A 25,338-nucleotide genomic window follows, 5' to 3' on the forward strand; every position below is an offset into this window, starting at 1 on the left:
CACACGCTGAAATATCCCGGCCCATTGAAACCACCCCCCACCTGCCCCATCTAAGACCCATATCCTATTGCGCAGGTGCCCCATGACCGACCAGCAAGAATTCCCCGAAGACACGAGCGAATACGCCGAAACAGACAACGTCGAACACCACCCCACCGGCAAAGGCCTCGCCCTGCCTGGCCAGAACCTGCCGGACAAGGTCTACATCATCCCGATCCACAACCGGCCCTTCTTCCCGGCGCAAGTACTGCCGGTGATCGTCAACGAAGAGCCGTGGGCCGAAACCCTCGAACTGGTGAGCCAATCCGACCACCATTCCCTGGCCCTGTTCTTCATGGACACCCCCCAGGAAGATCCGCGCCACTTCGATACCAAAGCCCTGCCGGAATACGGCACCCTGGTCAAAGTCCATCACGCCAGTCGCGAAAACGGCAAACTGCAATTCGTCGCTCAAGGGCTGACCCGCGTACGCATCAAAGCCTGGCTCAAACACCATCGCCCGCCGTACCTGGTGGAAGTCGAATACCCGCACCAGCCCACCGAGCCGACCGACGAGGTCAAGGCCTACGGCATGGCGCTGATCAACGCGATCAAGGAACTGCTGCCGCTCAACCCCCTGTATAGCGAAGAGCTGAAGAACTACCTCAACCGCTTCAGCCCCAACGATCCGTCGCCGCTGACCGACTTCGCTGCCGCCCTGACCTCGGCCACGGGGAGCGAGCTGCAAGAAGTGCTCGACTGCGTGCCGATGCTCAAGCGCATGGAAAAAGTCCTGCCGATGCTGCGCAAGGAAGTCGAAGTCGCGCGTCTGCAGAAAGAGATCTCCGCCGAAGTTAACCGCAAGATCGGCGAGCATCAGCGCGAGTTCTTCCTCAAGGAACAACTCAAGGTCATCCAGCAAGAGCTGGGCCTGACCAAGGACGACCGCAGCGCCGACATCGAGCAGTTCGAGCAACGTCTGACGGGCAAGGTGTTGCCGCCCCAGGCGCAGAAACGCATCGAAGAGGAAATGAACAAACTGTCGATCCTCGAGACCGGTTCACCGGAATACGCAGTGACCCGCAACTACCTCGACTGGGCGACCTCGGTGCCATGGGGCGTGTACGGCGAGGACAAACTCGACCTCAAGCACGCGCGCAAGGTGCTGGACAAACACCATGCCGGCCTCGACGACATCAAGGATCGCATCCTCGAATTCCTCGCGGTCGGTGCCTATAAAGGCGAGATCAGCGGCTCCATCGTGTTGCTGGTGGGCCCACCGGGCGTGGGCAAGACCAGTGTCGGCAAATCCATCGCCGAAACCCTCGGCCGGCCGTTCTATCGCTTCAGCGTCGGCGGCATGCGCGACGAAGCCGAGATCAAGGGCCATCGCCGCACTTACATCGGTGCACAACCGGGCAAACTCGTCCACGCGTTGAAAGACGTTGAAGTGATGAACCCGGTGATCATGCTCGACGAGATCGACAAAATGGGCCAGAGCTACCAGGGCGACCCCGCCTCGGCGCTGCTGGAAACCCTCGATCCGGAACAGAACGTCGAATTCCTCGACCATTACCTGGATCTGCGTCTGGACCTGTCGAAAGTGCTGTTCGTCTGCACCGCCAACACCCTGGATTCAATACCCGGCCCGTTACTGGACCGGATGGAAGTGATTCGCCTGTCGGGCTACATCACCGAAGAGAAAGTCGCCATCGCCAAACGTCACCTGTGGCCGAAGCAGCTTGAGAAAGCCGGCGTGTCCAAAGGCAGCCTGAGCATCAGCGACAACGCATTGAAAGCCTTGATCGACGGCTACGCCCGTGAAGCCGGGGTGCGGCAGCTGGAAAAAAACCTCGGCAAACTGGTGCGCAAGGCCGTTATGAAGCTGATCGACGAGCCGAAAGCAGTGATCAAACTCGGCCCGAAAGACCTGGAGGCCTCACTCGGCCGACCGGTGTTCCGCAATGAGCAAGTATTGTCCGGTATAGGTGTTATCACCGGGCTGGCCTGGACCAGCATGGGCGGCGCGACCCTGCCGATCGAAGCAACCCGTATTCACACCCTCAACCGGGGTTTCAAACTCACCGGGCAACTGGGGGAGGTGATGAAAGAATCGGCAGAAATTGCCTACAGCTACGTCAGCTCCAATCTGAAGCAATTTGGCGGCGATCCGACGTTCTTCGACGAAGCCTTCGTTCACCTTCACGTACCGGAAGGCGCCACGCCGAAAGACGGCCCGAGCGCCGGCGTGACCATGGCCAGCGCCCTGCTCTCGCTCGCCCGCAACCAGCCGCCGAAAAAAGGCGTGGCCATGACCGGCGAACTGACCCTGACCGGGCATGTGCTGCCGATTGGCGGTGTGCGTGAGAAGGTGATCGCGGCGCGGCGGCAGAAGATCTTCGAACTGATCCTGCCCGAAGCAAACCGCGGTAGCTTTGAAGAACTCCCGGATTACCTGAAGGAAGGGATTACCGTGCATTTTGCCAAGCGTTTTGCGGATGTGGCGAAGGTGTTGTTTTAAACAAGATCCGAGAGCGGACACTTCTTGGCCATTCAATGCACTCATGGCCAGTCAAGCGACTGGTCATGAAAACAAGCTATTAATCGCCATTCATTATAAAAAACTATTAATTTTTACAGGTTCGCTGACTTATCAATATCCATAGAATTGAAGAGGCTTTCCAATTACCTCTCTTCGAAGGAATATCCCATGGGCACTATAGCCAGTATTGAAGTCAAAGCCACCATCACAAACGAAGTAGAATTTATTGCTCAGGAAAATGGTATTCGCTGCGACCTCAACGCCCACACTCTTAAAGTAACCGCTGACTCTATTGCCAGTTCGTTTAACACTCTGAACAGAACGATTACACTGGTACTGGACACTAACGCCACAACGGGAAACTTTTCATACGGTGTACCCGGCGCTCCGTTGACGGCTGTAAATTACTCCACAAGCAGACGCGACTTAACAAACAACACACCCCTTCACACCGACAACTTCAACGCCGACGATGGCGCCATAGAGCTCACCGTCAGCCCTGACAAGAGGCATTTTTTAATTAAAGCGAACCTCAATGCTATGGACCCACAAACCGGGCGATCAACGACGATTGGCTTGACGTCGAACATTTTCCTTCATGTTATTTAAATAGTCTTTAACGCCTGACCTTTTGAATGAGCATTCGGCCAGTCAAAATCCGCCCTTCAGCAACAGCTCGGTTAGCATCCGCTGCATCTTCAGTTATGCTCGCCGTTCGTCGTGAACGCCGGAGCCGCTGATCTTATGTCCCCCACCCGCCTGTTTGTCCCCCTCGCCCTCGCCTTACTGAGCGCTTGCGCCACGCAATCGAAACAGAACGTGACCGTGGAAAAACAAAGCGAATGCCCGGTGCAACTGAACAGCGGGCAAAACCTGATCCTGACCCTGCCCAGCAACCCGACCACGGGTTACCGCTGGGCGATTCAGGATTCGGCCGGTGGCGTGTTGCGCGCGCTCAGTCCCGAGGTTTACAGCAACCCGGAAGACGGCGGAGTCGTCGGCAGCGCCGGCCTCTCAACCTGGCGCTTCCAGGCCTTTGCCACCGGAACGGGTCGCTTGCGGCTGACTTACTCACAACCGTGGGCTCCGGAAGTACCAGCGGTGCAAACCTTCGACTGCGCCATCGCGGTTAACTGATCGTGGGCTGGCTGATTCTGGCGCTGATGGGCGCGGTGACCTTTCTCTATGGCCTCAGTGTGCATGCGACGCTGCTCTGCCTGCTGGTCAAACCGTTGCCAGTGTTGGCCCTGCTCGGCTGGTTGCACGATGCACCGCCCAGTGACTATCGGCGCTGGATCAGCCTGGGTTTGATTTTCTCCCTGGTTGGCGATGTGTTGCTGGCGTTGCCGCAAGATTTGTTCGTGTTTGGCCTTGGGGCGTTTTTGGTCGCGCATTTGGCGTATCTGAAGGCTTATTTGAGCGATTGCCGGCGTCTGGCGCTATTGCCGTTGATCATTGCGTTGAGCGTGGGCGCGGTGCTGCTGGGGATTCTGATTTCCAATGGCTTGGGACCGCTGCTGATCCCGGTGATCGTCTACGGGCTGGCCATCAGCGCCATGCTCTGGCGCGCGCTGGCCCGCCTCGGCACCGACGTGCCCCAACGCTCGGCGCTGCTGGCGGCGGCGGGCGCAGTGGCGTTTGTGTTTTCTGACAGCGTGATTGGCATTAACCGGTTTGTGATGCCATTCCATGCCGCGCCTTACGTGATCATCCTCAGCTATTGGCTGGGGCAATGGGGGATTGCGGCGTCGGCTTTTTCTCAATCAGTTCGCCGCCCTCTATAGATCGTTCCCACGCTCTGCGTGGGAATGCAGCCACGGACGCTCCGCGTCCCGCGTTGGATGTGACGCAGAGCGTCATGGGAGGCATTCCCACGCAGAGTGTGGGAACGATCATGGGGTAAACGCGGTTTATCAGACAACCCGCGCATCCCCCCGTCAATTTGGCTAAAATGCCGGCCTTTTCCACCTATGCCGCTGGAACCGCCGTGAGCAAAGAATCCGATCGCCTTTTCGCCCAGCCTTTGGCCCAGGTGCCTGACTTCGCCTTTAACGAGGACGTGGTGCGGGTGTTCCCGGACATGATCAAGCGCTCGGTGCCGGGTTATCCGACTATCGTGGAAAACCTCGGCGTGCTCGCCGCGCAGTTCGCCCAGCCCAACAGCGTGCTCTACGACCTGGGCTCGTCGTTGGGCGCCGTGACCCAGGCCTTGCGCCGTCACGTGCGCACTGACGGCTGCCGAGTGATCGCTGTGGATAACTCCGCCGCCATGGTCGAGCGTTGCCGCGAATACCTCAACGGTCAGGATTCGATGTTCCAGGAGTTGTTGCCGGTGGAAGTGATCGAAGGCGACATCCTGGCCCTGGAATTTCAGCCGGCCTCGGTGGTGGCGCTGAACTTCACCCTGCAATTCATCGCCCCGGACCAGCGCACTGCGCTGCTCTCGCGCATCCGCCAATCGCTGTTGCCCGGTGGCGCGCTGATCCTCTCGGAGAAGCTGCGCTTCAACGACCCCGAAGAACACGCGCTGCTCACCGACCTGCACGTGGCCTTCAAACGCGCCAACGGCTACAGCGAACTGGAAATTGCCCAGAAGCGCAGCGCCATCGAAAATGTCATGAAGCCCGACAGCCTCGAAGAACACCGCGAGCGCCTGCTAGCCGCCGGGTTCTCGAAAGTCGTGCCGTGGTTTCAGTGTCTTAACTTTGCCTCGTTGATTGCCTTGCCATGATTGATCTGTCCCCCCTCGCCCGCCGTCTGGCCGGTACTCCGCTGGCCGAATGGGCCAACACCCTGCAAGCACAACTCGACAAGAAAATGGAAAAGGGTCACGGCGACCTGGAACGCTGGCAGAGCGCGCTGGACGCGCTGCCGAAGATTCAGCCAAGCGAAGTCGACTTGTTGAATGGCTTGAAACTGGACACTGATTGCGACGATGAAACCCGTGCGCAGATGCGTACTGCATTGATGGGATTATCACCATGGCGCAAAGGGCCGTTCGACCTGTTCGGCGTGCATGTCGACACTGAATGGCGCTCGGACTGGAAGTGGTCCCGGGTAGCTCCGCACCTGGACCTGAAAGGCAAACGCATTCTCGATGTCGGTTGCGGCAACGGTTATTACATGTGGCGCATGCTCGGCGCCGGTGCCGACAGTGTGATCGGCGTCGACCCGAACTGGCTGTTTTTCTGCCAGTTCCAGGCGGTGCAGCGTTACCTGTCCGAACCCAATGCCTGGCACTTGCCGTTTCCGTTTGAAGACCTGCCGCCGAACCTCGAAGGTTTCGACACCGTATTTTCCATGGGCGTGTTCTATCACCGCCGCTCGCCGATCGAGCATTTGCTGGCGCTGAAGGATTGCCTGGTCAAGGGTGGTGAGCTGGTGCTGGAGACGCTGGTGATCGAAGGTGATGAGCAGCAGGTGTTGGTGCCGGAGGACCGTTATGCGCAGATGCGCAACGTGTGGTTCCTGCCATCGGTACCCGCGCTGGAACTGTGGCTGCGCCGCGCCGGATTCAGCGATGTGCGCTGCGTGGATGTGAGCGTGACCACGGTCGAAGAACAACGCGGGACGGAGTGGATGAAGTATCAGTCGTTGAGCGACTTCCTGGATCCGGAAGATCACAGCAAAACGATCGAAGGGCTGCCGGCGCCGATGCGTGCCGTCATCGTCGCCCGCAAGTAGCCCCAATCTCCCAGACACTAGATAAACCTGTGGGAGCGGGGCTTGCCCGCGATAGCGGTGGTTCAGTCAACATCAATGCTTGATGTGCCGACGCCATCGCGGGCAAGCCCGTTCCCACAGGTATCGGTGTTTACTCTGAAGGTTTTGCTCTTCGGGCCTTAAAGAACTCACTCAACACCGCGCCACACTCCTCCGCCAACACCCCCCCCTCATACAACACCCGATGATTCAAAAAGCCCTGGGTAAAAAACTGCCCCTGGCTCTGCACAATCCCGGCCTTGGGCTCCAGCGCGCCATACACTACCCGCGTGATCCGCGAATGCACGATCAGCCCGGCGCACATGCTGCACGGCTCCAGGGTCACGTAAAGCGTACTGCTCGGCAGGCGATAGTTGCTGGCGGCCAGGGCAGCAGCGCGAATCGCGACCATCTCGGCGTGGGCGCTGGGGTCGTTGCGGCTGATCGGGCAATTGAACCCGCGCCCGATGATTTCACCGTCCTGCACCAGCACCGCGCCCACCGGCACTTCACCCAGCGCCGCGCCTTGAGCGGCCAGGGCCAGGGCTTCGCGCATGAAATCACGATCACGGCTGCGATCGATAATCGCTGCGGGGCGAATCTGACGCATCACGCCACCTCGATGGCGGCCATCAGGCCGGTTTCCATGTGATCGACCACATGGCAGTGGAACATCCAGACCCCCGGGTTATCCGCCACCAGCGCCACTTGCGCGCGCTCGTTCTTGCCCAACAGGTACGTGTCGGTGAAGTACGGGATGACCTTGTGCCGGTTCGAGGCAATGACCTTGAAGCTCATGCCATGCAGGTGGATCGGGTGTTGATACTGAGTCATGTTCTTCAATTCGAAAATATAGCTTTTGCCCTTTTCGAGCTTGGCAATCGGTCGATCGGCGCAGGTCTTGTCGGTGATGTCCCAGGCCTTGCCGTTGATCTGCCACAGGCTTGGCGGCTTGCCGTTTTCGACATTGACCGACACCGAGCCCACCCATTCAAAATTGAAGTTGAGTTTCTGGGCATTGGCCAGGTCCGGCTCGGCCACCGGGTTGGCGGGCAGCGCCGGCGGCCACTCGGTTGGCGCATCGGTATTGGCCACTGAGCGGAAGGTGCCCAGGCGTACCGGGCCATTGCGCAGCGACAGTTCTTCGCCGGCCGGCGGCGCCTTGATCGCCAGGCAAATGCGCATGCCAGGCCCCAGCCAGTATTCCTTGCCCAGTGCGCGCGGCTCAATCGGATTACCGTCCAACGCGTAGATCTGCGCTTCGACGCCAGGAATGTTGAGGCGGTACGTCAGCGTATTGTCGAGGTTAAGCAGACGTACACGAGTGATCTGCCCGGCGGGCAAGTCGATCACCGCTTGTGAGACGCCGTTGATGGTCGACAAGCCCCCCGCCGTGCCGCCACGGGCCGCTTCGCGAGGAATGCTGAACGCTACGAAAGCGCCCTCTTCATCGACGTGCCAGCTCTTGAGGCTCAAGGTCTTTTCGTATTTAAAACCGGTGGGCTCGCGCTCTTCGATAATCAGCGGGCCGACCAATCCGCGACCGAGCTCTTCGCTGCTGTTCACGTGCGGGTGATACCAGTAGCTGCCGGCATCGGGCACGCGGAATTTATAGTCGAAGTACTCGCCCGGCAGCACCGGCAATTGCGAGACGTACGGTACGCCGTCCATTTCCAGCGGCAGGCGGATGCCGTGCCAGTGAATGGTGGTCGCCACCGGCAGGTGGTTGATGAAGCGCACCCGCAGCCATTCGCCCTGACGCACGCGCAACTCAGTGCCCGGCGCCGACGGGCCGAACGCCCAGGCAGGCGTCTTGTGCCCGGCCACCAGTTCGACGTCCAACGGTGCGGCGATCAACTCATAGTCGTGGCCGGCGTCAGCGTCGGCCATTTTGCCCAGCCAGTAGCGCGACGCGCCACCGGCCCCCACGCCAACCACCACAAGACCGGCCAGACCACCGAGTATTTGTCGACGGGTAAAGGACATGAACTCAACTACCTCACGTATCAGCCACAGGCACGAGGCCTGCAAAAGGCGAATACGATACACCTGCGGATGAGAAACAGTAAGGGCAGCGCGGCGGATGGTCACAGTCAGCGGTCTGCCTCGATTCCGTAGGAGCGAGGCTTGCCCGCGATTCGTGTCCGTAAGATCGTTCGCGGCGGCTGTGCGCGGGACACGCTTCGGCGTGGCCGAGGTTCATGAGTGCTCGGTACTCCTACTCCTGCGCATGATGCCCACCCTGTTCGTCGATACCCACGCGCCGCTCGATGTTTTGTATGACGCTGCCAACTATCGAATTCGCGCCGTCACGCAGGTGCTTGAGAACATGTCGATGCGCGGTTCGGTCGAGTGCGAGTCCTTCATTCTCAGTGACTTTGCCTTGCTCTGTGCCATTCCATTACGCGATGGGTGTGATGTGCTGGATGTGATTGGGCGGCGGTTTCGGGCTCGGCCTTCGGACTAACGTTGCTGAATGATCGTTCCCACGCTCTGCGTGGGAATGCAGCCCGTGACGCTCTGCGTCGCATCGGTGTCTGGCTCGACAGCGGCGGTGTGGCTGGAACGCGGAGCGTCCCTTGAGGCATTCCCACGCGGAGCGTGGGAACGATCACCGTGTTGAGTTGGTGACATCAGGATTGTCCGCGGGAGCAAGCTCTCTCGCCACAGGCAAGCCCCTCACCACAAAGGTCCGGTTATGGCTGAAGCCCGGTGATCAGATGAACAATCCCACCCTCCAGCATCATCACTCCCGGCACTCCAGCCACCGTCAAAGCCTGCCGATCCATCTGCGCCACATCCCGCAACTCCACCCGGACCCGGGTCAGCGCCATCGGCTGTTGGGACTTGAGGTTATCCACACCGCCCAGGGCGGCCACGACATTCGGCGCCAGACCAGAAACTGGCTGAGCCACCACTTTCGGCTCATCCACCACCAGGTCCGGCGTCAACGCTTTCCAGAACGCCCGCTGCATTTTCTCGAACATGCTCAGTTCTCCAGAATCAATGAAGTATCGACCGTCGCCTCGTGGTGCAGCCGCAATGCCTCGCGTACCTGCTCGGCACTTTCCAGACCCAGCACCTGCTGTGCGATGGCCTGGCAATCCAGCAGATCCACTTCACGAACCGCCGCTTTGATCGCCGGAATCAACGGCACGCTCACCGACAGCTCATCCACCCCAAGCCCCAGCAATAGCGGAACCGCCAGTTTTTCCGAAGCCATGGCGCCGCACACACCTACCCATTTGCCATGGGCATGAGCGGCTTTCACTGTAGTGGCGATCAAACGCAGCACCGACGGATGAAAACTGTCGGCCTGACTGGCCAGCCGTGGGTGATCGCGGTCCATGGCCAAGGTGTACTGGGTCAGGTCATTGGTGCCGATGGAGAAGAAATCCACCTCGGGCGCAAACAGATCAGCCATCAGTGCCGCCGCAGGTACTTCGATCATGATTCCCAGTTTCGGCAATTCCGTAAGCCCTAATGCCAGCGCCTCTTCTTCAAGCAGCTGACGGGCCAGCCGCAACTCCGACAGCTGCGCGACCATCGGCAGCATGATGTGCAGGCGCGCCAGCCCGGCGCTGCTCAAAATTGCCTTGAATTGATCACGCAATAGCTGCGGACGCTCCAGGCACAAACGAATGCCACGCATGCCCAGAAACGGATTGGTTTCGCGGTCCATCGGCACATAGGCCAAGGGTTTATCACCGCCGACATCCAGGGTTCGCACCACCAGATTACGCACCGGCCCCAAGGTGCGGGCGATGGCGCTGTAGGTGGAGGCCTGCTCGTCATGGCTTGGTGCGTGATTGCGATCCAGATAAAGAAACTCCGAACGCAACAGACCGACGCCCTCGCCGCCCAACGCCATGGCCTGTTCGGCTTCGGCCAGCGACGCGATATTGGCGGTGATTTCAAAGTGGCGCCCATCGCGGGTACAGGCGGCCAGCCCTGCATTTTCCAGCTCGTATTGTTGGCGTTTCTTTTTTCGCTGACGATTGGCTTGCAACTGCTCAATGACGGCCAGTTCGGGATCCAGCTGCAACTCGCCCTTGTCGGCATCGAGCAAAACCCGGGTGCCATTGATCAGTGTCAGCACCTGAACCGGCAAGCCGCAGATCGCCGGCAAACCGAAGGCCCGCGCGAGAATCGCCACGTGGCTGGTGGCGCCACCGCCGACCGTCGCGAACCCCAGCACCTTGCGCGTGTCCAGGCCAGCCGTCTGGGAAGGCGTCAGTTGCTCGGCAATCAGAATCGCCCCTTCCGGCAACTCCATTGCACGATCCTCGACGCCGAGAATCAGCTTGAGCACCCGTTGACCGACGTCGGCCAAATCCGCCGCTCGTTCGGCCAGCAAGGAATTGCCCAGGCTTTTGAACAAGGCTGCCGTCGACTCGGTGGCCGCACGCCAGGCGAAAGCGGCGCTTTTGCCGGCGTCAATCAGTGCCTGGGCTTGATCCAGCAGGCCAGGGTCTTCGAGCAGTTCCTGATGCGCCTTGAAGATGTCTGCCTGGGCGTCCCCCGTGGCCTTGTCCCGCAACTGCTGCAAATCCTGAACCGCCGCCGCCAACGCCAGGGACAGGTGTTCGCGCTCAACCTGAGGACTAACGCCTGATTCGCTCACATCGAGGGTCTGTTCGGCAATCTGCACCACTTGACCAAACGCCGACCCCGGCGATGCACAGACACCACGCAGCACCTTCAGCGATGAGGTCCGCGCCGCAACCGTCTCAACCTCTGCCATCACCGTCACGGTTTCCCCGCAGCCGGCGGCCAGCAACTCGGCCAACGTCTTGATCGCCACTTCGGCATCCGCGCCCGCCGCGCTGACCTGCAGGACGTCACCATGGGCTGTCTGCAAAGCCATGATCGCCACCAGGGATTTGGCGTTTGCGCTGCCCTGCTGTTTATGCAGGCAAATGCTCGCCGAAAAGTTTTTCGCGGCTTGGGCAAACACTGCCGCAGGGCGCGCGTGCAAGCCGTTGGCATTGGGCAGTGTCACCGGTTTGGAAAACAGCGCTTCGCCCTCCTCCACAACCCCCTCATCGGCCACCACTTCGGATGGATTCAGACTCAGCAGCGGTTGGCCGCTTTCCACCACTCCCGTTTCGGGCGTCAGCCAGGTGAACGGCTCACCGCTGAGCACCAGCATCAAGGTCAACAAACTGCGGGCGTTCAAGGCAATGTAATCGGCATCGAACTCGATCAGCGCCTGCCCCACCGCTACCCGCTGACCTTCCTCCACCAACCGGGTGAACCCCTTTCCAGCCAGGTTCACGGTGTCGAGGCCGATGTGCATCAGCACCTGCGCGCCATTGTCGTCGGTGATGCTGACGGCATGCCCACTGGCCTGCACATTGCTGATCACCCCGGCCAGCGGTGCGCACAAGGTTTGCGAAGTCGGATCGATGCACAGACCGTCGCCGATCACGCGACTGGAAAACACCTGATCGGGCACTTGGTCCAGCGGCATCAGCACGCCGGACAAAGGTGCCAGCAGTTGCAATTGTTGGGGTGTGGCCATGACGTCACCTGCTGTTTTGTTCTTTGAAGTGCTGATGGAGCGCGAGGCTCCGACAGCATCGCTTATTTCCACCAATACTCGACCTGCAATCCGACGTTCGAACCGTGTCGCGCCGTGCCGAAGGCGCCGGTGTCGGACAATGCCGAACCCGCCGCCAGTTCATTGGCCGCCCGTTTGGCCGCCTCGTTCCAGCTGGCATAGGTGTAATACAGACGCACCTCGGGGCGCGCCCAGAATTCCGGGCCCTTGGGTGACCAGGTCGGGGCGAAGGTGAACTTGCTCAGCTTGCGCGTCCCGCCCGTGGCTTCAACCTGATCGTGCCCCAGTTCGGTCACCAGCTTGAACTGCTCGGTGATCGCATACGCCGGGCGAATCCCGAGGGAAATCCAGTTCTGGTCAGCGCCGTCCGGGCGAATGTCTTTCTGGTAGACCGCTTCGACTTGCCCGCCGAAACGCGGCGTCACTTGCCAGTCGAAGAACTCCACCACGCGGTAGCTTTTGCTGCTGTCATCCAGCCTCACGTTACCGGTATAGCCCAACCCGGTGCCGGGGCCTTCGCCATACTGAAAGGCCAATTTATTCTTGCCGCCAAGAAAGCCCTTCTGCACATGCTGGGTGGTAATTGCCCAACCGCGATGAGCGTCGCGGCTGTCGGGTTTGTCGATGTAGCTCAAGCCGAATTCCAGCTCACCGCCAGGGTTGGTGTTGAAGCCGGCGACGTTGAAATCGTGACGATTGATGTAGTCCTTCTGGTACAGGTTGTCCTTGCGCGAGAAGGCGTAGCTGTACTTCAGATCGCCGATCAGCACATCTTCGATACCGCCGCCGGTGGCGCTCTGGTTCCAGTAGTAGAAGTCGGAAATGTGGATATCGTTCCGCTTGTAGTAACGCCGACCGGCCCACAGCGAACCGCCGTTGAGGCTGGGCATGTTCGACCATTGCGCATACAACTGGGGCATGCGCACCGAGCCATTTTCGCCGTTGAACGTCAGGCTGCGGTCGTACTGGTTATACAGCGAGGCCATGCCGTCGACACTGAGCACCGAACCGTCGTCCAGCGTGAACAGATCCTGGCGCAACTCCAGCTCCGCATACTGTTCACATTCGTTACCCAACCGGTATTTCGACTGCGCGCCCGGTAATTGAAAGCACGACTGGGAACTGCTGTTGACCGAGGTGCCGACACCGCTACGCAAATAGCCTGCGAACTCCAGCGCCTGGGCGGACAGTGGTAATGCCAGGCACACGCCCGCCGCTACAAGGCTGCGATTTATTGTTGTTTTCAAGAACCACCTCATTATTTTTATTGTGTGATGCAGCAAAATCGGCGCGCAAAACTCCCCCGCGCAGCGTTCTGCGTGTTTTTTTTAACGGTGTTTTTATAGGTTAAGTGTTAGTGATCGCTCAGGTGCAGCACGAACGACTCATAAGGCCGTAGAAAGACCTGTCGGTTTCGTGGCGGGCAGTCCCGGTAGTTGCTGATCACCAGGCTTTGAGTCATCGTTTCGCTGATCACGTCATCCGGCAGTTCGACTTCGCACGGCGTGCCATAGAAGTTGTTCAGCACCAGCAAACGCTCGCCATGGCCTTCACGCACGTACGCCCAGATTCGCGAGTGCTCAGGCAATACTTGCCGGTACACACCGTCGGACATCAGCGTTTCACTGCGGCGCAGGGCAATCAGTTGACGGTAGTGGTGCAGCACGGAATCCGGATCGTCGAGTTGGTGAGCGACGTTGATCTGCGCCGCGTTGGCCGGCACGCCGATCCATGGTTCGGCAGCGCTGAAACCGGCGTTCGGCTCGGCGTTCCAGTGCATCGGCGTGCGACCGTTGTCCCGGGACTTCTGCATGATCGCCGCCATGTTGTCGGCGTCGCTGCTACCTGCTTCGCGCTTGAGCCGAAAGATGTTCAGGGTTTCGACGTCGCGGTACTGATCGATGTGATCGAAGCCCGGATTGGTCATCCCCAGCTCTTCACCTTGATAGACAAATGGCGTGCCCTGCAGAAAATGCAGCGCCGTGCCGAGCATCTTCGCCGACACCACCCGATGCTCGCCGTCATGACCAAAACGCGAAACCACACGCGGCTGGTCGTGGTTACACCAGAACAGCGCGTTCCAGCCACCGCCGGCCTGCATGCCGGTTTGCCAGTCGGAGAGGATGCGCTTGAGTGCAAGGAAGTCGAAATCGGCACGAATCCACTTTTGCAGGTTCGGGTAATCCACCTTCAAGTGATGAAAGTTGAAGGTCATCGACAGTTCTTTTGACTCTGGCCGCGAATAGCGGATGCAGTGTTCCAGGCTGGTGGACGACATCTCGCCGACGTTGATCAGATCATGACCTTCGAACACTTCACGGTGCATCTGCTGCAAGTATTCATGGACGTTCGGGCCGTCGGTGTAAAAGCGCCGACCGTCGCTGTTGTCCTCGGGGAAATCCCCCGGTTTGGAAATCAGGTTGATCACGTCCAGCCGGAAGCCGCCCACACCTTTGTCACGCCAGAAACGCATCATCTTGAAGACTTCGGCGCGCACCTGGGGGTTGTCCCAGTTCAGGTCCGCCTGCGTGTGGTCGAACAAGTGCAGGTAATACTGACCGGTCTGGGCTTCGTACTCCCAGGCCGAACCGCCGAACTTGGATTCCCAGTTGTTCGGCTGATCGCGCCAGATGTAGAAATCGCGATAAGGGTTGTCGAGGCTACTGCGGGCCTGCTGAAACCAGGTGTGCTCGATCGAGGTGTGATTGACCACGATGTCGAGCATCAATTTGATCCCGCGCTTGCCGGCCTCGGCGATCAGCAATTCGCAGTCGGCCATGGTCCCGTAGCTCGGGTCGATGGCGTAGTAGTCGCTGATGTCGTAGCCGTTGTCACGCTGGGGCGAACGCAGGAACGGTGTGATCCACAGGCAATCGACACCCAGCCAGTGCAGGTAGTCGAGTTTTGCCACGACGCCGAGCAAATCCCCCGTGGGGTTGCCGGCGTGGCTGTGAAAACTCTTCGGATAGATCTGGTAGATCACCGAACGTTGCCAGTCTTGCATGGCTGGATTCCTTCTTAAATTTGTACCTACGGGCGAATGTGATCTATCAGGCGACCCGGTACCCAGGCCGGACAATTTTCAAGCTCAACCCGCAGGTCAGAACAAACGGCACGACCATGGCAATCACCATTCCGACAACGAACATCGGGATGAACTGCGGAATGATCGAGATGAAACCGGGCAAACCACCGACGCCAATCGCCGAGGCCTGGACCTTGTTCAGCGACAGGAAGATGCAGCCTAGGGCCGATCCGATCAGGGCCGCATAAAACGGAAATTTGTAGCGCAGGTTGACCCCGAACATGGCCGGTTCGGTAATGCCGAAGTAGGCAGAAATCGCCGAGGTCGAGGCCATGCTTTTGTCCCGCACACTGCGGGTCATGTAGAACACCGCCAGTGCCGCGCTGCCTTGGGCGAGGTTGGACATGACGATCATCGGCCAGATGAAAGTGCCGCCCTGGGTGGAGATCAGTTGCAGGTCGACCGCGAGAAACATGTGGTGCATGCCGGTGATCACCAGCGGTGCGTAGAGCAGGCCGAAAATCGCGCCGCCGATCATGGGCGCGAGGTCGAACAGGGTAACCACGCCTTCGGTGATGAGGATCCCCAGATGGCGGGTCACCGGACCAATCACCGCCAGCGCCAGCACGCCGGTGACGACGATGGTGGTGATCGGCACCACCAACAATTGCACCGCGTTAGGCACTCGCGCCCGCAGCCATTTTTCGATGACGCTCATCACATAGGCCGCCAGCAGGATCGGCAGGATTTGCCCCTGATAACCGACCTTCTCGATCTGAAAAATACCAAGAATGTCGAAGTACGGCAGGCTCTGCCCCTCCAGTCCGGCCACCGCTTTGCCGTAGTTCCAGGCGTTGAGCAGATCCGGGTGTACCAGCATCAGGCCGAGGACGATGCCGAGGATTTCGCTGCCGCCAAAGCGCTTGGCCGCCGACCAGCCCACCAGCGCCGGGAGGAACACGAAAGAGGTGTTGGCCATCAGGTTGATCAGGCTCCAGAGCCCGTCAAGCCTGGGGTAGGCATCCAGCAGGGTCTTGCCCTCGATGAACATGCCCTTGGCGCCGAGCAGGTTGTTGATGCCCATCAGCAGGCCGGCAATGATCAACGCCGGGAGGATTGGCATGAACACGTCGGAAAACACCCGCACCAATCGCTGCATCGGGTTGATCTTGTCGGCGCTTTTTTGTTTAACGTCGGCGATGGTCGAGGCGGCAAGACCGGTTTGCCGACGCAGCTCGGCGTAGACCTTTTCCACTTCGCCGGGGCCGATGACGACCTGGAACAGGCCGCCGGTAAAGAACGAACCTTTGACCAGATCGATCTGGTTCAGCGTGGCACTGTTGACCAGTTTCGGGTTCTTCAAGGCCAGGCGCAGGCGAGTGACGCAATGCGCGGCCTGCTCGAGGTTGTCGCTGCCACCAAGGCTGTGCAGCAGCTCGGTAACGATGTTCGGATAGTCGTGGCTCATGCTTGATCTTCCGCTGTAGTTTTTTGTTATTGGCAGCACGCCGAAGCGAAAAATACTCGTCTGTACGAGTTAAAGCAACAACTCGTACAGACGAGTTTGGTTTTGTTTATCCTGAACCCGACAGGCGGCGATATTTCCTACCTCCGAAGTCAAAGAAACCTAAAGCCACATGGACAAACCCCTACCCTGCCCTTAAGGTTCAAAACCTTGAGCACAACGCGGCACAGAGCCATCCCCATGAGTAAATACAACCAGATCTACAGCGATCTGCTTGCCAGCATCACGACCGAACGCCTGGAACGCGGCGCACGACTGCCTTCCGAAACCGAACTGATGGACAGCTATCAGGCCAGTCGCGGCACGGTGCGCAAGGCCATCGAGCAATTGCAGGAGCGCGGTTTCGCCCAGAAAGTCCACGGTAAAGGCACTTTCGTACTATCGACCAACCCGATCGAATTTCAGCTCGGCGGCATCGTCAGCTTTCAGGAAACCTACCCGCGACTGGGCAACGACGTCAGTACCGAGGTGGTTGAATTCACCCAGATCCCCCTTGAAGGCCCGCTGCTCGAACACATCAAGGCTGAAGCAGGCAGCCTGATCACGCGGATCAAGCGCGTGCGCCGGATCGATGGAAAGCGGGTGATCCTCGACATCAACCATTTCGTCAGCGACGTGATTCCCGGCCTGTCCCGCGACATCGCCGAGCACTCGATCTACGCCTTTATCGAGCAGACCCTGCAACTGCAAATCGCCTATGCCCAGCGCACCATCGAAGCGGTACCGCGGAGCAAGGACGACCAGCAACACCTGGACCTCGACGGTCAGAGTCATGTGATCGTGGTCAGTAACCAGACGTTTTTGCAGGATGGGAGGCAGTTCGAGTACACCGAATCAAGGCATACCCTGGACAAGTTCTATTTTTCGGATATCGCCAGGCGCTGACCGATACACATTATTGAAGCGTCAATGGCATAACTATGTAGTGCACGGCCCTTGAGTGGATGGCTCATCATACGATTTCATCCACATTTCTCAAGGAGCGAGAAGTGAACACGAACACACCTCACCCCCCCTCTGCATCCCTCCTCCCCAATCCTGCGGACGAACAGGATCTCCAGGCCCTCGTCCTGCCCTTCACCGAAGCCTGCCCCGATCTGCATGCCATGGCCCATGAAGCGGCTCAAGGCCTCCTCGACAAACATTCGGTCAAGGGCATCGACCCGGAAAAGGTCTGGTGGCATCGCTTCAACAACACATCGGTCAGCAGTACCAAGGCCTTCCTCCTTTGGGAGCATTACCCGGAACCGTCCGAGTCCCTGACCCTGCCGCAACTCCTGGCCAAACGTTTTCGCGCCCATGATCAGGACAACGCCGATCTTCTGGATGCCTACGGTGGCTTCTACAACGAAGGGCCCCACGCTGCCATTTACAACGAAACCAATGAAGTGCGGATGTACCCCAGCGAAGTAGTGAAAGATCTCTGGAACATCAACTTCAGCGTCCTGTACCGGGAAAAAATGCAGCGTTTCTGGACGCTCCATTCGGACGACTTCCGGACCCTAGCCAAGCTCAACTTCCTGGCCCGGGCGCTGGACGAACACGATGACTCACGGCTGAACAACGAGAATCTCAAGACCGTGATCAAAGCGGTAGCCGGCAACGTAACGTGGCCGATCAGCCGCGAGATGCTGGAGGCTCAAGCGTCCACCGACGCTCAATTACGCGTCTGCGCCCTGGACATCGGGGGCTACACAGCCACTGATATTCTTTGCATCACCGACCGCAACGGCGTGCAGATTCTCTATACACCGGGCGAACTCGATAGCTTCCACATTTTTGCCACTCAATCCGATCTGCATTGGTGGCTGCTGATGCAGAACAATCAGGCGCAGAACCGGGCACGTTTCATGGCTCACTTCCCCTTGGCCGCGCAGCAGCAGGATGGAGACCACATCGGCTTGAACGCCATGATCGATCTGCTGTATTCCACATGGGGCAGAAACGATCACCATCTGATCAATCAAAAGGCCACGCCCATTTCCGGGGATGCCTTCACCTGGCTGCGCGACGCTGTGAAAGCACGCATGGCCAGCGATGCGGACCTGTCGCTGCATTCCAACGGCGATCTGCGAGAAAAGATGTGGATCGGCTATCTGAATGCCTTCGTCCACGTCTTTGGTTCCATGGCCGCTGTAGGTTGGCCGGTGGCATTGGCCGCCGTCGGCGCAGGTATTGCCTCCATGGGTTTGAACATCGATCAGGCGATCAACGGCGGCACCAAGGCTGATCGCAAGGCCGGCGTCGCAGGCGCCATCGGCAGCGGTATCGAAACCCTGTTCAACTTGCCATTCTTGCTCGGCGCGTCGGAACTCGCTGAAGCAGGTGAAGCCAGCGAAACCTTCACGCTCGACGAAGACATCGCCGAGCCAGTGCTCGAAGACGCCTCCGGTGCTCCGGCGATTGCCCGATTCGCCCCCGGGCCTGCGTACGCCGAGGAAGGCACAGCACTGCTGTCGGCGTTTGAAACCAACGAAATTCTGGACGGTTTGTCCCCCATTGCTTCCGAAGGCAAATTCCAAGGCATCTACCAACCGCCAAGCGGTGGCAACTATGTGCAGATCAATGACGGCTACTACCTTGTGCGTTACGTCAACGAACTGAAAACCTGGGTCATCATCGATCCGACCAATCCTTACTCGTTCTATCGCAACTTGCCCATACGCCTGGACGAGGCTGGCGAGTGGCAGCCCATCAATCGACCCGGCCTCTTTGGCGGCGGCAAGTTCGACGGACTGTGGCCCTGGGGGCGCGCCAGCGACCCGTTGCCGGACATCGACAGCCCGCCGACCGCCTACGATATGCCCCAGGCGTTGCGTGAAGACCTTGATGGCATCGCTCAGGGGGGTGGCGTTAAGTACGACCTCAAAGACTACCTGATGAGCCTGCCCAAAGCTGACGGCAGCAATCCAATCGAAGACTTCAAAGCCATGAGGCAAACCCTGTACCGGGATGCCACCGCTTTTTTCGAATCGAACCCATTGCCCGCCAGACCCGAGATACCTTCCCTGTCGGCACGCCTGCCCACTAAGGACATCATCAAGAAGTTGCTGCGCAACACATCGAGCCTGGTGGTGGGCGAGAGCCACTCCAGCGTGGCCAGCAAACAGTTTCTGATTGAAAACATGGAGGTGCTGAGCAAGCAAAAAGTCAAAACGCTCTATATGGAGCACCTGCTTACAGACTTCCATCAGGCCGACCTGGACGCCTTCAATCGAACCGGTACGTTGTCCGATAAACTGGAGCGTTATCTGAAAAACCTGGATAGAGGGCACCGCACCGATCCCAGTGGCCAGTACACCTTTCTTGAAGTGGTCAAGGCCGCTCGCAAAAGCCATATTCGTCTTCAGGCCATTGACTGCATGGCCAGTTACCAGAGCACCGGAATGCGCAGTGTGAGCAGCAACTTTCGGCAGAAGATGATGAATTTCTTCGCCCACGAAGTCATCAAGGCCGATCAGACCACCCGCGGCGCCCATCGCTGGGTCGCTCTGGTGGGCGACAGCCATGCCAGCACATGGGAAGGCGTGCCCGGTGTGAGCGAACTGGAAGGTGGCATCAGCTTGCGTATCGAAAGCACTCCGGCGGGCACGGCGAGAGGGGTCGAGGTGGATCCGGGGCGCATTCCTACAGATAACTTCGGCCGACCTTTGCCCAGCGTTAAAAGCGATCTGCGCCTGCAAATGGATATGCCGCGCAGTGTCACGCTGGCCGAAACCCTGGAAAAAGCCCTGCTCGAACCAGGTAATTGCACGGTGATGAACATCGACGGCAAAGCCATGCTCATTCATAAAAGCAGCGACGGCTCTATCATTCGCACACCGGTCCAGCGTGACCATGGCGCGTTCTATATTGAGCGGGCAAACTGGCCCTCCATCAGCGGACGGCGCTATGCCAGCCTCGGAGAGTTCTCGGCAGCGCTACGGCTTTTGGGTCTCAGATCGGTCCAGGTGGCAAATTCCTGAAATGCAAAAAGGCCCCGTGAACTCGCGTTCACGGGGCCTTTTTCAGTGTCACTGACCCACTGTCGTTTTTCGACCATGGTCCCGCGCCAACACTAAACTGGCCGACGGGCGCTATTCCATCCATCGTCCATCATGGGCCCAGGTCAGCGACGTTCCCTACGCCAGTCTGGAACAATTGTCTTCGGCTCTAAATCAGACCGGTTTGAGCCTGCAAAGCCGTATTCCGGCCTGACCCCGAGTACAAGCGAAACCATCGCGGCGGCAGCCCCCAAAAAAAACCCTGGCCAAGGCCAGGGTTTTCTTCGGTACGTCATTGCTATGCGTGCAACGGGATCATTCCCACTCAATCGTCGCTGGCGGCTTGCTCGACACGTCGTAGGTGACGCGGGAGATGCCTTCGATTTCATTGATGATGCGGCCGCTGACGGTTTCCAGCAGTTCGTAAGGCAGGTGTGCCCAACGCGCGGTCATGAAGTCGATGGTTTCCACGGCACGCAGGGCAACGACCCAGGCGTAACGACGGCCATCGCCGACAACGCCAACCGATTTCACCGGCTGGAACACCACGAACGCCTGGCTGACCTTGTGGTACCAGTCGGCTTTACGCAGTTCTTCGATGAAGATGTGGTCCGCGCGACGCAACAGGTCGGCGTATTCCTTCTTCACTTCACCGAGGATCCGCACGCCCAGGCCCGGGCCCGGGAATGGGTGACGGTAGACCATGTCGTACGGCAGGCCCAGCTCCAGACCCAGACGACGGACTTCGTCCTTGAACAGCTCGCGCAGGGGTTCAACCAGCTTGAGGTTCATTTCTTCCGGCAGGCCGCCCACGTTGTGGTGCGACTTGATCACGTGCGCCTTGCCGCTTTTCGCGCCAGCCGACTCGATCACGTCCGGGTAGATAGTGCCTTGGGCGAGGTACTTGATGTTATCCAGTTTGTTGGACTGGGCATCGAATACGTCGATGAAGGTACGGCCGATGATCTTGCGCTTCTTCTCTGGGTCGCTTTCGCCTGCCAGGTTGTCGAGGAACTGGTCCTCGGCGTTGGCACGAATCACCTTGACGCCCATGTTCTCGGCGAACATGGCCATCACTTGCTCGCCTTCGTGCAGGCGCAGCAGGCCGTTGTCGACGAACACGCAGGTCAGCTGGTCGCCGATGGCCTTGTGCAGCAGCGCGGCAACCACCGAGGAGTCAACGCCGCCGGACAGACCGAGCAACACGTTGTCGGTGCCAACCTGGGCACGGACCTGGGCGATGGCGTCTTCAGCAATCTTCGAAGGTGTCCACAGGGCTTCGCAGCCGCAGATGTCGAGGATGAAGCGCGAGAGGATGCGACCGCCCTGCTTGGTGTGGGTCACTTCCGGGTGGAACTGCACGCCGTAGTAGCCGCGAGCATCGTTGAACATGCCAGCAATCGGGCAGCTCGGGGTGCTGGCCAGGATGTGGAAGTCTTCCGGCATCTTGGTGACCTTGTCACCGTGGCTCATCCACACGTCGAGACCGAACAGGCCATCGGCGTCGATGTGGTCTTCGATACCATCGAGCAGACGGCTCTTGCCGACCACGTCAACGCGGGCATAACCGAACTCACGCAGCTCGGAACCTTCGACCTTGCCACCCAGCTGTTCAGCCATGGTCTGCATGCCGTAGCAGATACCGAAGACCGGTACGCCCAGGTCAAACACCGCCTGCGGGCAGCGCGGGCTGTCGGCTACGTGCACGGACTCGGGGCCGCCGGCGAGAATGACGCCTTTTGGAGCGAATTCGCGAATCGCTTCGTCGTCCATGTCGAACGGATGCAGTTCGCAATACACGCCGATTTCACGCACGCGGCGAGCGATCAGCTGGGTGTACTGGGAACCGAAGTCGAGGATCAGGATGCGGTGGGCGTGAATGTCGAGGGCCATGATTCAGTCTCGTCTAAGTAATTCAGAAACAGTCGTGATTCAGAAACAACTCGGGGCTGAATAGAACAGCCCCGGTTGCTTAACGATTTGCTTGAAGCCTCAACCTACGCGGTAGTTTGGCGCTTCTTTGGTGATTTGCACGTCGTGAACATGGGACTCGGCCATGCCAGCGCCGGTGATCCGCACGAACTCAGGCTTGGTGCGCATTTCTTCGATATCGGCGCTACCGGTGTAGCCCATGGAAGAACGCAGGCCGCCCATCAGTTGATGGATGATGGCGCTCAGGGTGCCCTTGTACGGAACACGCCCTTCGATGCCTTCCGGAACCAGTTTCTCGGCACCCGCGGAGGAGTCCTGGAAGTAACGGTCGGAGGAACCTTGAGCCTGGGACATGGCGCCCAGCGAACCCATGCCGCGATAAGCCTTGTACGAACGGCCCTGGAACAGTTCGATCTCGCCTGGCGCTTCTTCAGTACCGGCGAACATCGAGCCCATCATCACGCAGGAGGCACCGGCAACGATGGCCTTGGACAGGTCACCGGAGAAACGGATGCCGCCGTCGGCGATCAACGGAACGCCAGTGCCTTCAAGGGCAGCGGCGACGTTGGCGATGGCACTGATTTGCGGGACGCCGACACCGGCGACGATACGGGTGGTGCAGATCGAGCCAGGGCCGATACCGACCTTGACTGCGTCAGCGCCGGCTTCGGCCAGGGCCTTGGCGGCAGCGCCGGTGGCGATGTTGCCGCCGATGACCTGCACTTCAGGGAAGTTCTGTTTGACCCAGCGAACGCGGTCGATCACGCCTTTGGAGTGGCCGTGAGCAGTGTCGACCACTACTACGTCAACACCGGCATGGACCAGGGCAGCTACGCGGTCACCGGTGTCTTTACCGGTACCGACTGCAGCACCAACGCGCAGACGACCTTGGTCGTCCTTGCTGGCCAGCGGGTAAGCCTTGGCTTTTTCGATGTCGTTGACGGTCATCATGCCTTTGAGGGCGAATTTGTCGTCGACGATCAGTACGCGTTCGATGCGGTGCTTGTGCAACAACTCACGGACGTCGTTCTTGTCGGCGCCTTCCTTGACCGTGACCAGACGCTCTTTAGGCGTCATCACTTCACGGACGCTGGCGTCCATGCGGTTTTCGAAACGCACGTCACGGGAAGTGACGATGCCGACCAGGTCGCCATCGTGCAGTACCGGAACGCCGGAGATGTTGTGCAGGCGGGTGAGTTCGAACAGTTCACGAACCGTGGCGTCAGCCTCGATGGTGATCGGGTCCTTGACCACGCCGGCTTCGTAACGCTTGACCTTACGCACTTCGGCAGCTTGCTGCTCGATGGTCATGTTCTTGTGGATGATACCGATGCCACCTTCCTGAGCCATGGCAATTGCCAGACGGGCTTCAGTAACGGTGTCCATGGCGGCAGAAACCAGAGGAATGTTCAGCTCGATGCCACGGGTAAGGCGGGTCTTGAGACTGACTTCGTTAGGAAGAACCTCGGAATAACCGGGCACTAAAAGAATGTCGTCGAAGGTCAGAGCTTCTTGGCTGATACGCAGCATCGCGGGGGCTCCCGAGCGGGAAAATGGAAGCGCGCCATTATAGTCAGACACCCCCTCGGGTTCAATGTAAAACTCTGTCTATTATTGGCATTACTGACATACGGAGAAAACGCCGTCCACGGAAGGGAACGGCGCTGGCAATCAGAGTTCGACTTTGACCCAACTCACGGGGTGATCCAGCCATTCGGCAAACTCATCGATAAAGCTCTGCTTGAACCCGGCTTCGAGCCAGTTATTGAAGATGAACCCCAGGTTGGAAAAGCCGCATTCCTGCAAGAACAGAAACCCGTTGATGTCGTCTTCATGCCCGCATTCAGGACAGGTGAAATTATCGGTGCGTCCCGGCATCCAGTCTTCCAGGCTCTCGAACAGCGCTTCGCCTATTTCCTTGCGGCACTCGGCGCAGCCGGCCTCTTCGAGAAAACCCTTGGCCGGTGTGTAGATGCAGCGCTTGGTGATGATCTCCAGGCCATTGACTGGCTCGCCGAACGGCAGCGCATCAGGGTGCAGGACCACGGCACGGGCGCCGTCGGCGATGGCGTGGGCCATGCGATTGCCGGTGCGGCCACAGGTGGTCAGTTCTTCTTTAATGATGTTCTTGCGCACCAGCCAACGCACGACCGCCCGGGCCCGGGGTTCGTGTACCGGCAGGGTGGAGATTTTCGGGACGATGATGCTTTGGGAATTCATGGTGCAAGCCTACTGCGTCAAATGGATATTTCTACGGCGTCAGGACGGCCGGCAGCTTAATCCCTGACGAAATCCGGTCAAGTACTCAAATAACGCCCGATCAAGGCAATCCCGCTGGCCAGCACCAGCCAGGTCACCAGCCGCACGAATGCCTCGCGGGACAATTTCATGGTCAACCGCCGGCCGATCCACAACCCCATCGCCATCGCCGGCAACAAACACAGCGCCAATACCAATAAGGGTAGCTCGGCATACACACCGGCGATGGCAAACAGGCTCAAACGCACCACGGTGCTGCAACTGATCAGCGCGCTCTGGGTTGCCCGGGCCGCATCCTTGGGCAACCGACTGTTCAAATAGATTGCATATAAGAAACCACCACTGCCAAACAGCGCGCCGAACATCCCGCCCACCGTGCCCATCGGCACCGCCCACCCGGCGGACAATTGCGCCGGGCGGGTTTTAATCCACAGGCTGTAAACCGCATAGGCGCTGATAAACAGCCCCATCAACAGCAGCAATACATCGGACTTCAGGTTCAGCAGAAAAATCACCCCCAACGTGCAGCCCACCGCCATGCACGGCAGCAGTCGCAGCAATTCGGGCCTCGCCACATCCCGTCGCGAGGGCAGCAGATTGCCGAACGCCGCGACGAAATCCAGCAGCACTAGCAGCGGCACGATTTTCGACAGCGGCATGAACAGGATCAGAATCGGCCCGGCCACCAGCGCAGTGCCAAAACCAGCGATGCCGAACACGATGTAGGCCAGGGCAACGCCCAACCCGATCACCAGCCAATCCACCGCCCCCCACGGCCATTGGTTTAACAACTCCAGCACACTCATCGATACGGCTTCCTTTAATTCC

Annotated in this window: 20 protein-coding genes; 9 read left to right on the forward strand and 11 right to left on the reverse strand. The window is 59.2% G+C overall.

Going from position 1 to position 25,338, the window contains the following annotated elements:
• The first annotated feature begins 82 nt into the window (after positions 1 to 82).
• From lon to cmoB, 6 genes are all read left to right on the forward strand, one after another.
• Complete coding sequence (gene lon, locus PSH97_RS22455; protein WP_305446756.1) at positions 83 to 2,500, forward strand: endopeptidase La; 2,418 nt, start codon at positions 83 to 85, stop codon at positions 2,498 to 2,500.
• Positions 2,501 to 2,689: 189 nt separating this feature from the next.
• On the forward strand, positions 2,690 to 3,130 hold the full coding sequence (locus PSH97_RS22460; RefSeq protein ID WP_305446757.1) for a hypothetical protein: 441 nt from the start codon (positions 2,690 to 2,692) through the stop codon (positions 3,128 to 3,130).
• Positions 3,131 to 3,265: 135 nt separating this feature from the next.
• The gene (locus tag PSH97_RS22465; protein ID WP_305446758.1) at positions 3,266 to 3,658 is read left to right on the forward strand and encodes a protease inhibitor I42 family protein; all 393 of its coding nucleotides are present in this window, start codon (positions 3,266 to 3,268) and stop codon (positions 3,656 to 3,658) included.
• 2 nt (positions 3,659 to 3,660) lie between these two features.
• Positions 3,661 to 4,305: a lysoplasmalogenase gene (locus PSH97_RS22470; RefSeq protein ID WP_305446759.1), complete on the forward strand. Its 645-nt coding sequence runs from the start codon at positions 3,661 to 3,663 to the stop codon at positions 4,303 to 4,305.
• Positions 4,306 to 4,472: 167 nt separating this feature from the next.
• Positions 4,473 to 5,252 (forward strand): carboxy-S-adenosyl-L-methionine synthase CmoA, encoded by a 780-nt coding sequence (gene cmoA / locus PSH97_RS22475; protein ID WP_305446760.1) that lies wholly within the window; start codon positions 4,473 to 4,475, stop codon positions 5,250 to 5,252.
• The gene (cmoB, locus tag PSH97_RS22480) at positions 5,249 to 6,205 is read left to right on the forward strand and encodes a tRNA 5-methoxyuridine(34)/uridine 5-oxyacetic acid(34) synthase CmoB (RefSeq protein WP_305446761.1); all 957 of its coding nucleotides are present in this window, start codon (positions 5,249 to 5,251) and stop codon (positions 6,203 to 6,205) included. The genes cmoA and cmoB overlap by 4 nt, the downstream gene beginning before the upstream one ends.
• A 130-nt stretch (positions 6,206 to 6,335) precedes the next feature.
• On the opposite strand, the gene tadA is transcribed toward cmoB, so the two are convergent.
• A complete protein-coding gene (gene tadA / locus PSH97_RS22485) occupies positions 6,336 to 6,833 on the reverse strand; it encodes a tRNA adenosine(34) deaminase TadA (protein WP_305446762.1) in 498 nt (165 codons plus the stop codon).
• Positions 6,833 to 8,209: a multicopper oxidase family protein gene (locus PSH97_RS22490; RefSeq protein WP_305446763.1), complete on the reverse strand. Its 1,377-nt coding sequence runs from the start codon at positions 8,207 to 8,209 to the stop codon at positions 6,833 to 6,835. Before PSH97_RS22490 ends, tadA begins: the two co-directional genes overlap by 1 nt.
• Before the next feature lie 244 nt (positions 8,210 to 8,453).
• Here PSH97_RS22490 and PSH97_RS22495 point away from each other — a divergent pair, with 244 nt between their 5' ends.
• Positions 8,454 to 8,690, forward strand: coding sequence for a short-chain dehydrogenase (locus PSH97_RS22495; protein ID WP_305449855.1), 237 nt, complete (start codon positions 8,454 to 8,456; stop codon positions 8,688 to 8,690).
• A gap of 229 nt (positions 8,691 to 8,919) precedes the next feature.
• On the opposite strand, the gene PSH97_RS22500 is transcribed toward PSH97_RS22495, so the two are convergent.
• The 5 genes from PSH97_RS22500 to treP all read right to left on the reverse strand — a co-directional run bounded on the left by PSH97_RS22500 (position 8,920) and on the right by treP (position 16,279).
• The gene (locus PSH97_RS22500) at positions 8,920 to 9,210 is read right to left on the reverse strand and encodes a PTS transporter subunit EIIB (RefSeq protein WP_305446764.1); all 291 of its coding nucleotides are present in this window, start codon (positions 9,208 to 9,210) and stop codon (positions 8,920 to 8,922) included.
• A gap of 2 nt (positions 9,211 to 9,212) precedes the next feature.
• Positions 9,213 to 11,747, reverse strand: a complete 2,535-nt coding sequence (gene ptsP, locus PSH97_RS22505; protein WP_305446765.1) for a phosphoenolpyruvate--protein phosphotransferase — start codon at positions 11,745 to 11,747, stop codon at positions 9,213 to 9,215.
• Between the two features lie 62 nt (positions 11,748 to 11,809).
• Positions 11,810 to 13,033 carry a maltoporin gene (locus tag PSH97_RS22510; protein WP_305446766.1) on the reverse strand — a complete coding sequence of 408 codons (1,224 nt, stop codon included), beginning with the start codon at positions 13,031 to 13,033 and terminating at the stop codon, positions 11,810 to 11,812.
• A 107-nt stretch (positions 13,034 to 13,140) separates the two neighbouring features.
• Positions 13,141 to 14,790 (reverse strand): alpha,alpha-phosphotrehalase, encoded by a 1,650-nt coding sequence (gene treC, locus PSH97_RS22515; protein WP_305446767.1) that lies wholly within the window; start codon positions 14,788 to 14,790, stop codon positions 13,141 to 13,143.
• A 46-nt stretch (positions 14,791 to 14,836) separates the two neighbouring features.
• Complete coding sequence (treP, locus tag PSH97_RS22520) at positions 14,837 to 16,279, reverse strand: PTS system trehalose-specific EIIBC component (RefSeq protein ID WP_305446768.1); 1,443 nt, start codon at positions 16,277 to 16,279, stop codon at positions 14,837 to 14,839.
• A gap of 237 nt (positions 16,280 to 16,516) precedes the next feature.
• Between treP and treR the strand changes: the two genes are divergently transcribed.
• Both treR and PSH97_RS22530 read left to right on the forward strand, forming a co-directional pair.
• Complete coding sequence (gene treR, locus PSH97_RS22525; RefSeq protein ID WP_305446769.1) at positions 16,517 to 17,221, forward strand: trehalose operon repressor; 705 nt, start codon at positions 16,517 to 16,519, stop codon at positions 17,219 to 17,221.
• Between the two features lie 104 nt (positions 17,222 to 17,325).
• Entirely contained in the window at positions 17,326 to 20,301 is a 2,976-nt protein-coding gene (locus PSH97_RS22530; RefSeq protein ID WP_305446770.1) for a membrane-targeted effector domain-containing toxin, read from the forward strand.
• A 333-nt stretch (positions 20,302 to 20,634) separates the two neighbouring features.
• On the opposite strand, the gene guaA is transcribed toward PSH97_RS22530, so the two are convergent.
• The 4 genes from guaA to PSH97_RS22550 form a co-directional block, all read right to left on the reverse strand.
• Complete coding sequence (gene guaA, locus PSH97_RS22535; protein ID WP_007903619.1) at positions 20,635 to 22,212, reverse strand: glutamine-hydrolyzing GMP synthase; 1,578 nt, start codon at positions 22,210 to 22,212, stop codon at positions 20,635 to 20,637.
• A 99-nt stretch (positions 22,213 to 22,311) separates the two neighbouring features.
• Positions 22,312 to 23,781, reverse strand: a complete 1,470-nt coding sequence (gene guaB, locus PSH97_RS22540; protein ID WP_123358100.1) for an IMP dehydrogenase — start codon at positions 23,779 to 23,781, stop codon at positions 22,312 to 22,314.
• A 141-nt stretch (positions 23,782 to 23,922) separates the two neighbouring features.
• A complete protein-coding gene (locus PSH97_RS22545) occupies positions 23,923 to 24,471 on the reverse strand; it encodes a sugar ABC transporter ATPase (RefSeq protein WP_305446771.1) in 549 nt (182 codons plus the stop codon).
• Between the two features lie 77 nt (positions 24,472 to 24,548).
• The gene (locus PSH97_RS22550) at positions 24,549 to 25,316 is read right to left on the reverse strand and encodes a sulfite exporter TauE/SafE family protein (protein WP_305446772.1); all 768 of its coding nucleotides are present in this window, start codon (positions 25,314 to 25,316) and stop codon (positions 24,549 to 24,551) included.
• Between the last annotated feature and the right edge of the window lie 22 nt (positions 25,317 to 25,338).

It is taken from the genome of Pseudomonas cucumis, assembly GCF_030687935.1.
In the GTDB taxonomy this organism is placed as follows: domain Bacteria; phylum Pseudomonadota; class Gammaproteobacteria; order Pseudomonadales; family Pseudomonadaceae; genus Aquipseudomonas; species Aquipseudomonas cucumis.

Coding starts and splice junctions, on each gene's coding strand:
- lon (WP_305446756.1), top strand. CDS start 83: ATGACCGACCAGCAAGAATTCCCCGAAGACACGAGCGAATACGCCGAA.
- PSH97_RS22460 (WP_305446757.1), top strand. CDS start 2,690: ATGGGCACTATAGCCAGTATTGAAGTCAAAGCCACCATCACAAACGAA.
- PSH97_RS22465 (WP_305446758.1), top strand. CDS start 3,266: ATGTCCCCCACCCGCCTGTTTGTCCCCCTCGCCCTCGCCTTACTGAGC.
- cmoA (WP_305446760.1), top strand. CDS start 4,473: ATGCCGGCCTTTTCCACCTATGCCGCTGGAACCGCCGTGAGCAAAGAA.
- cmoB (WP_305446761.1), top strand. CDS start 5,249: ATGATTGATCTGTCCCCCCTCGCCCGCCGTCTGGCCGGTACTCCGCTG.
- tadA (WP_305446762.1), bottom strand. CDS start 6,833: ATGCGTCAGATTCGCCCCGCAGCGATTATCGATCGCAGCCGTGATCGT.
- PSH97_RS22490 (WP_305446763.1), bottom strand. CDS start 8,209: ATGTCCTTTACCCGTCGACAAATACTCGGTGGTCTGGCCGGTCTTGTG.
- PSH97_RS22495 (WP_305449855.1), top strand. CDS start 8,454: ATGATGCCCACCCTGTTCGTCGATACCCACGCGCCGCTCGATGTTTTG.
- PSH97_RS22500 (WP_305446764.1), bottom strand. CDS start 9,210: ATGTTCGAGAAAATGCAGCGGGCGTTCTGGAAAGCGTTGACGCCGGAC.
- ptsP (WP_305446765.1), bottom strand. CDS start 11,747: ATGGCCACACCCCAACAATTGCAACTGCTGGCACCTTTGTCCGGCGTG.
- treC (WP_305446767.1), bottom strand. CDS start 14,790: ATGCAAGACTGGCAACGTTCGGTGATCTACCAGATCTATCCGAAGAGT.
- treP (WP_305446768.1), bottom strand. CDS start 16,279: ATGAGCCACGACTATCCGAACATCGTTACCGAGCTGCTGCACAGCCTT.
- treR (WP_305446769.1), top strand. CDS start 16,517: ATGAGTAAATACAACCAGATCTACAGCGATCTGCTTGCCAGCATCACG.
- guaA (WP_007903619.1), bottom strand. CDS start 22,212: ATGGCCCTCGACATTCACGCCCACCGCATCCTGATCCTCGACTTCGGT.
- guaB (WP_123358100.1), bottom strand. CDS start 23,781: ATGCTGCGTATCAGCCAAGAAGCTCTGACCTTCGACGACATTCTTTTA.
- PSH97_RS22545 (WP_305446771.1), bottom strand. CDS start 24,471: ATGAATTCCCAAAGCATCATCGTCCCGAAAATCTCCACCCTGCCGGTA.
- PSH97_RS22550 (WP_305446772.1), bottom strand. CDS start 25,316: ATGAGTGTGCTGGAGTTGTTAAACCAATGGCCGTGGGGGGCGGTGGAT.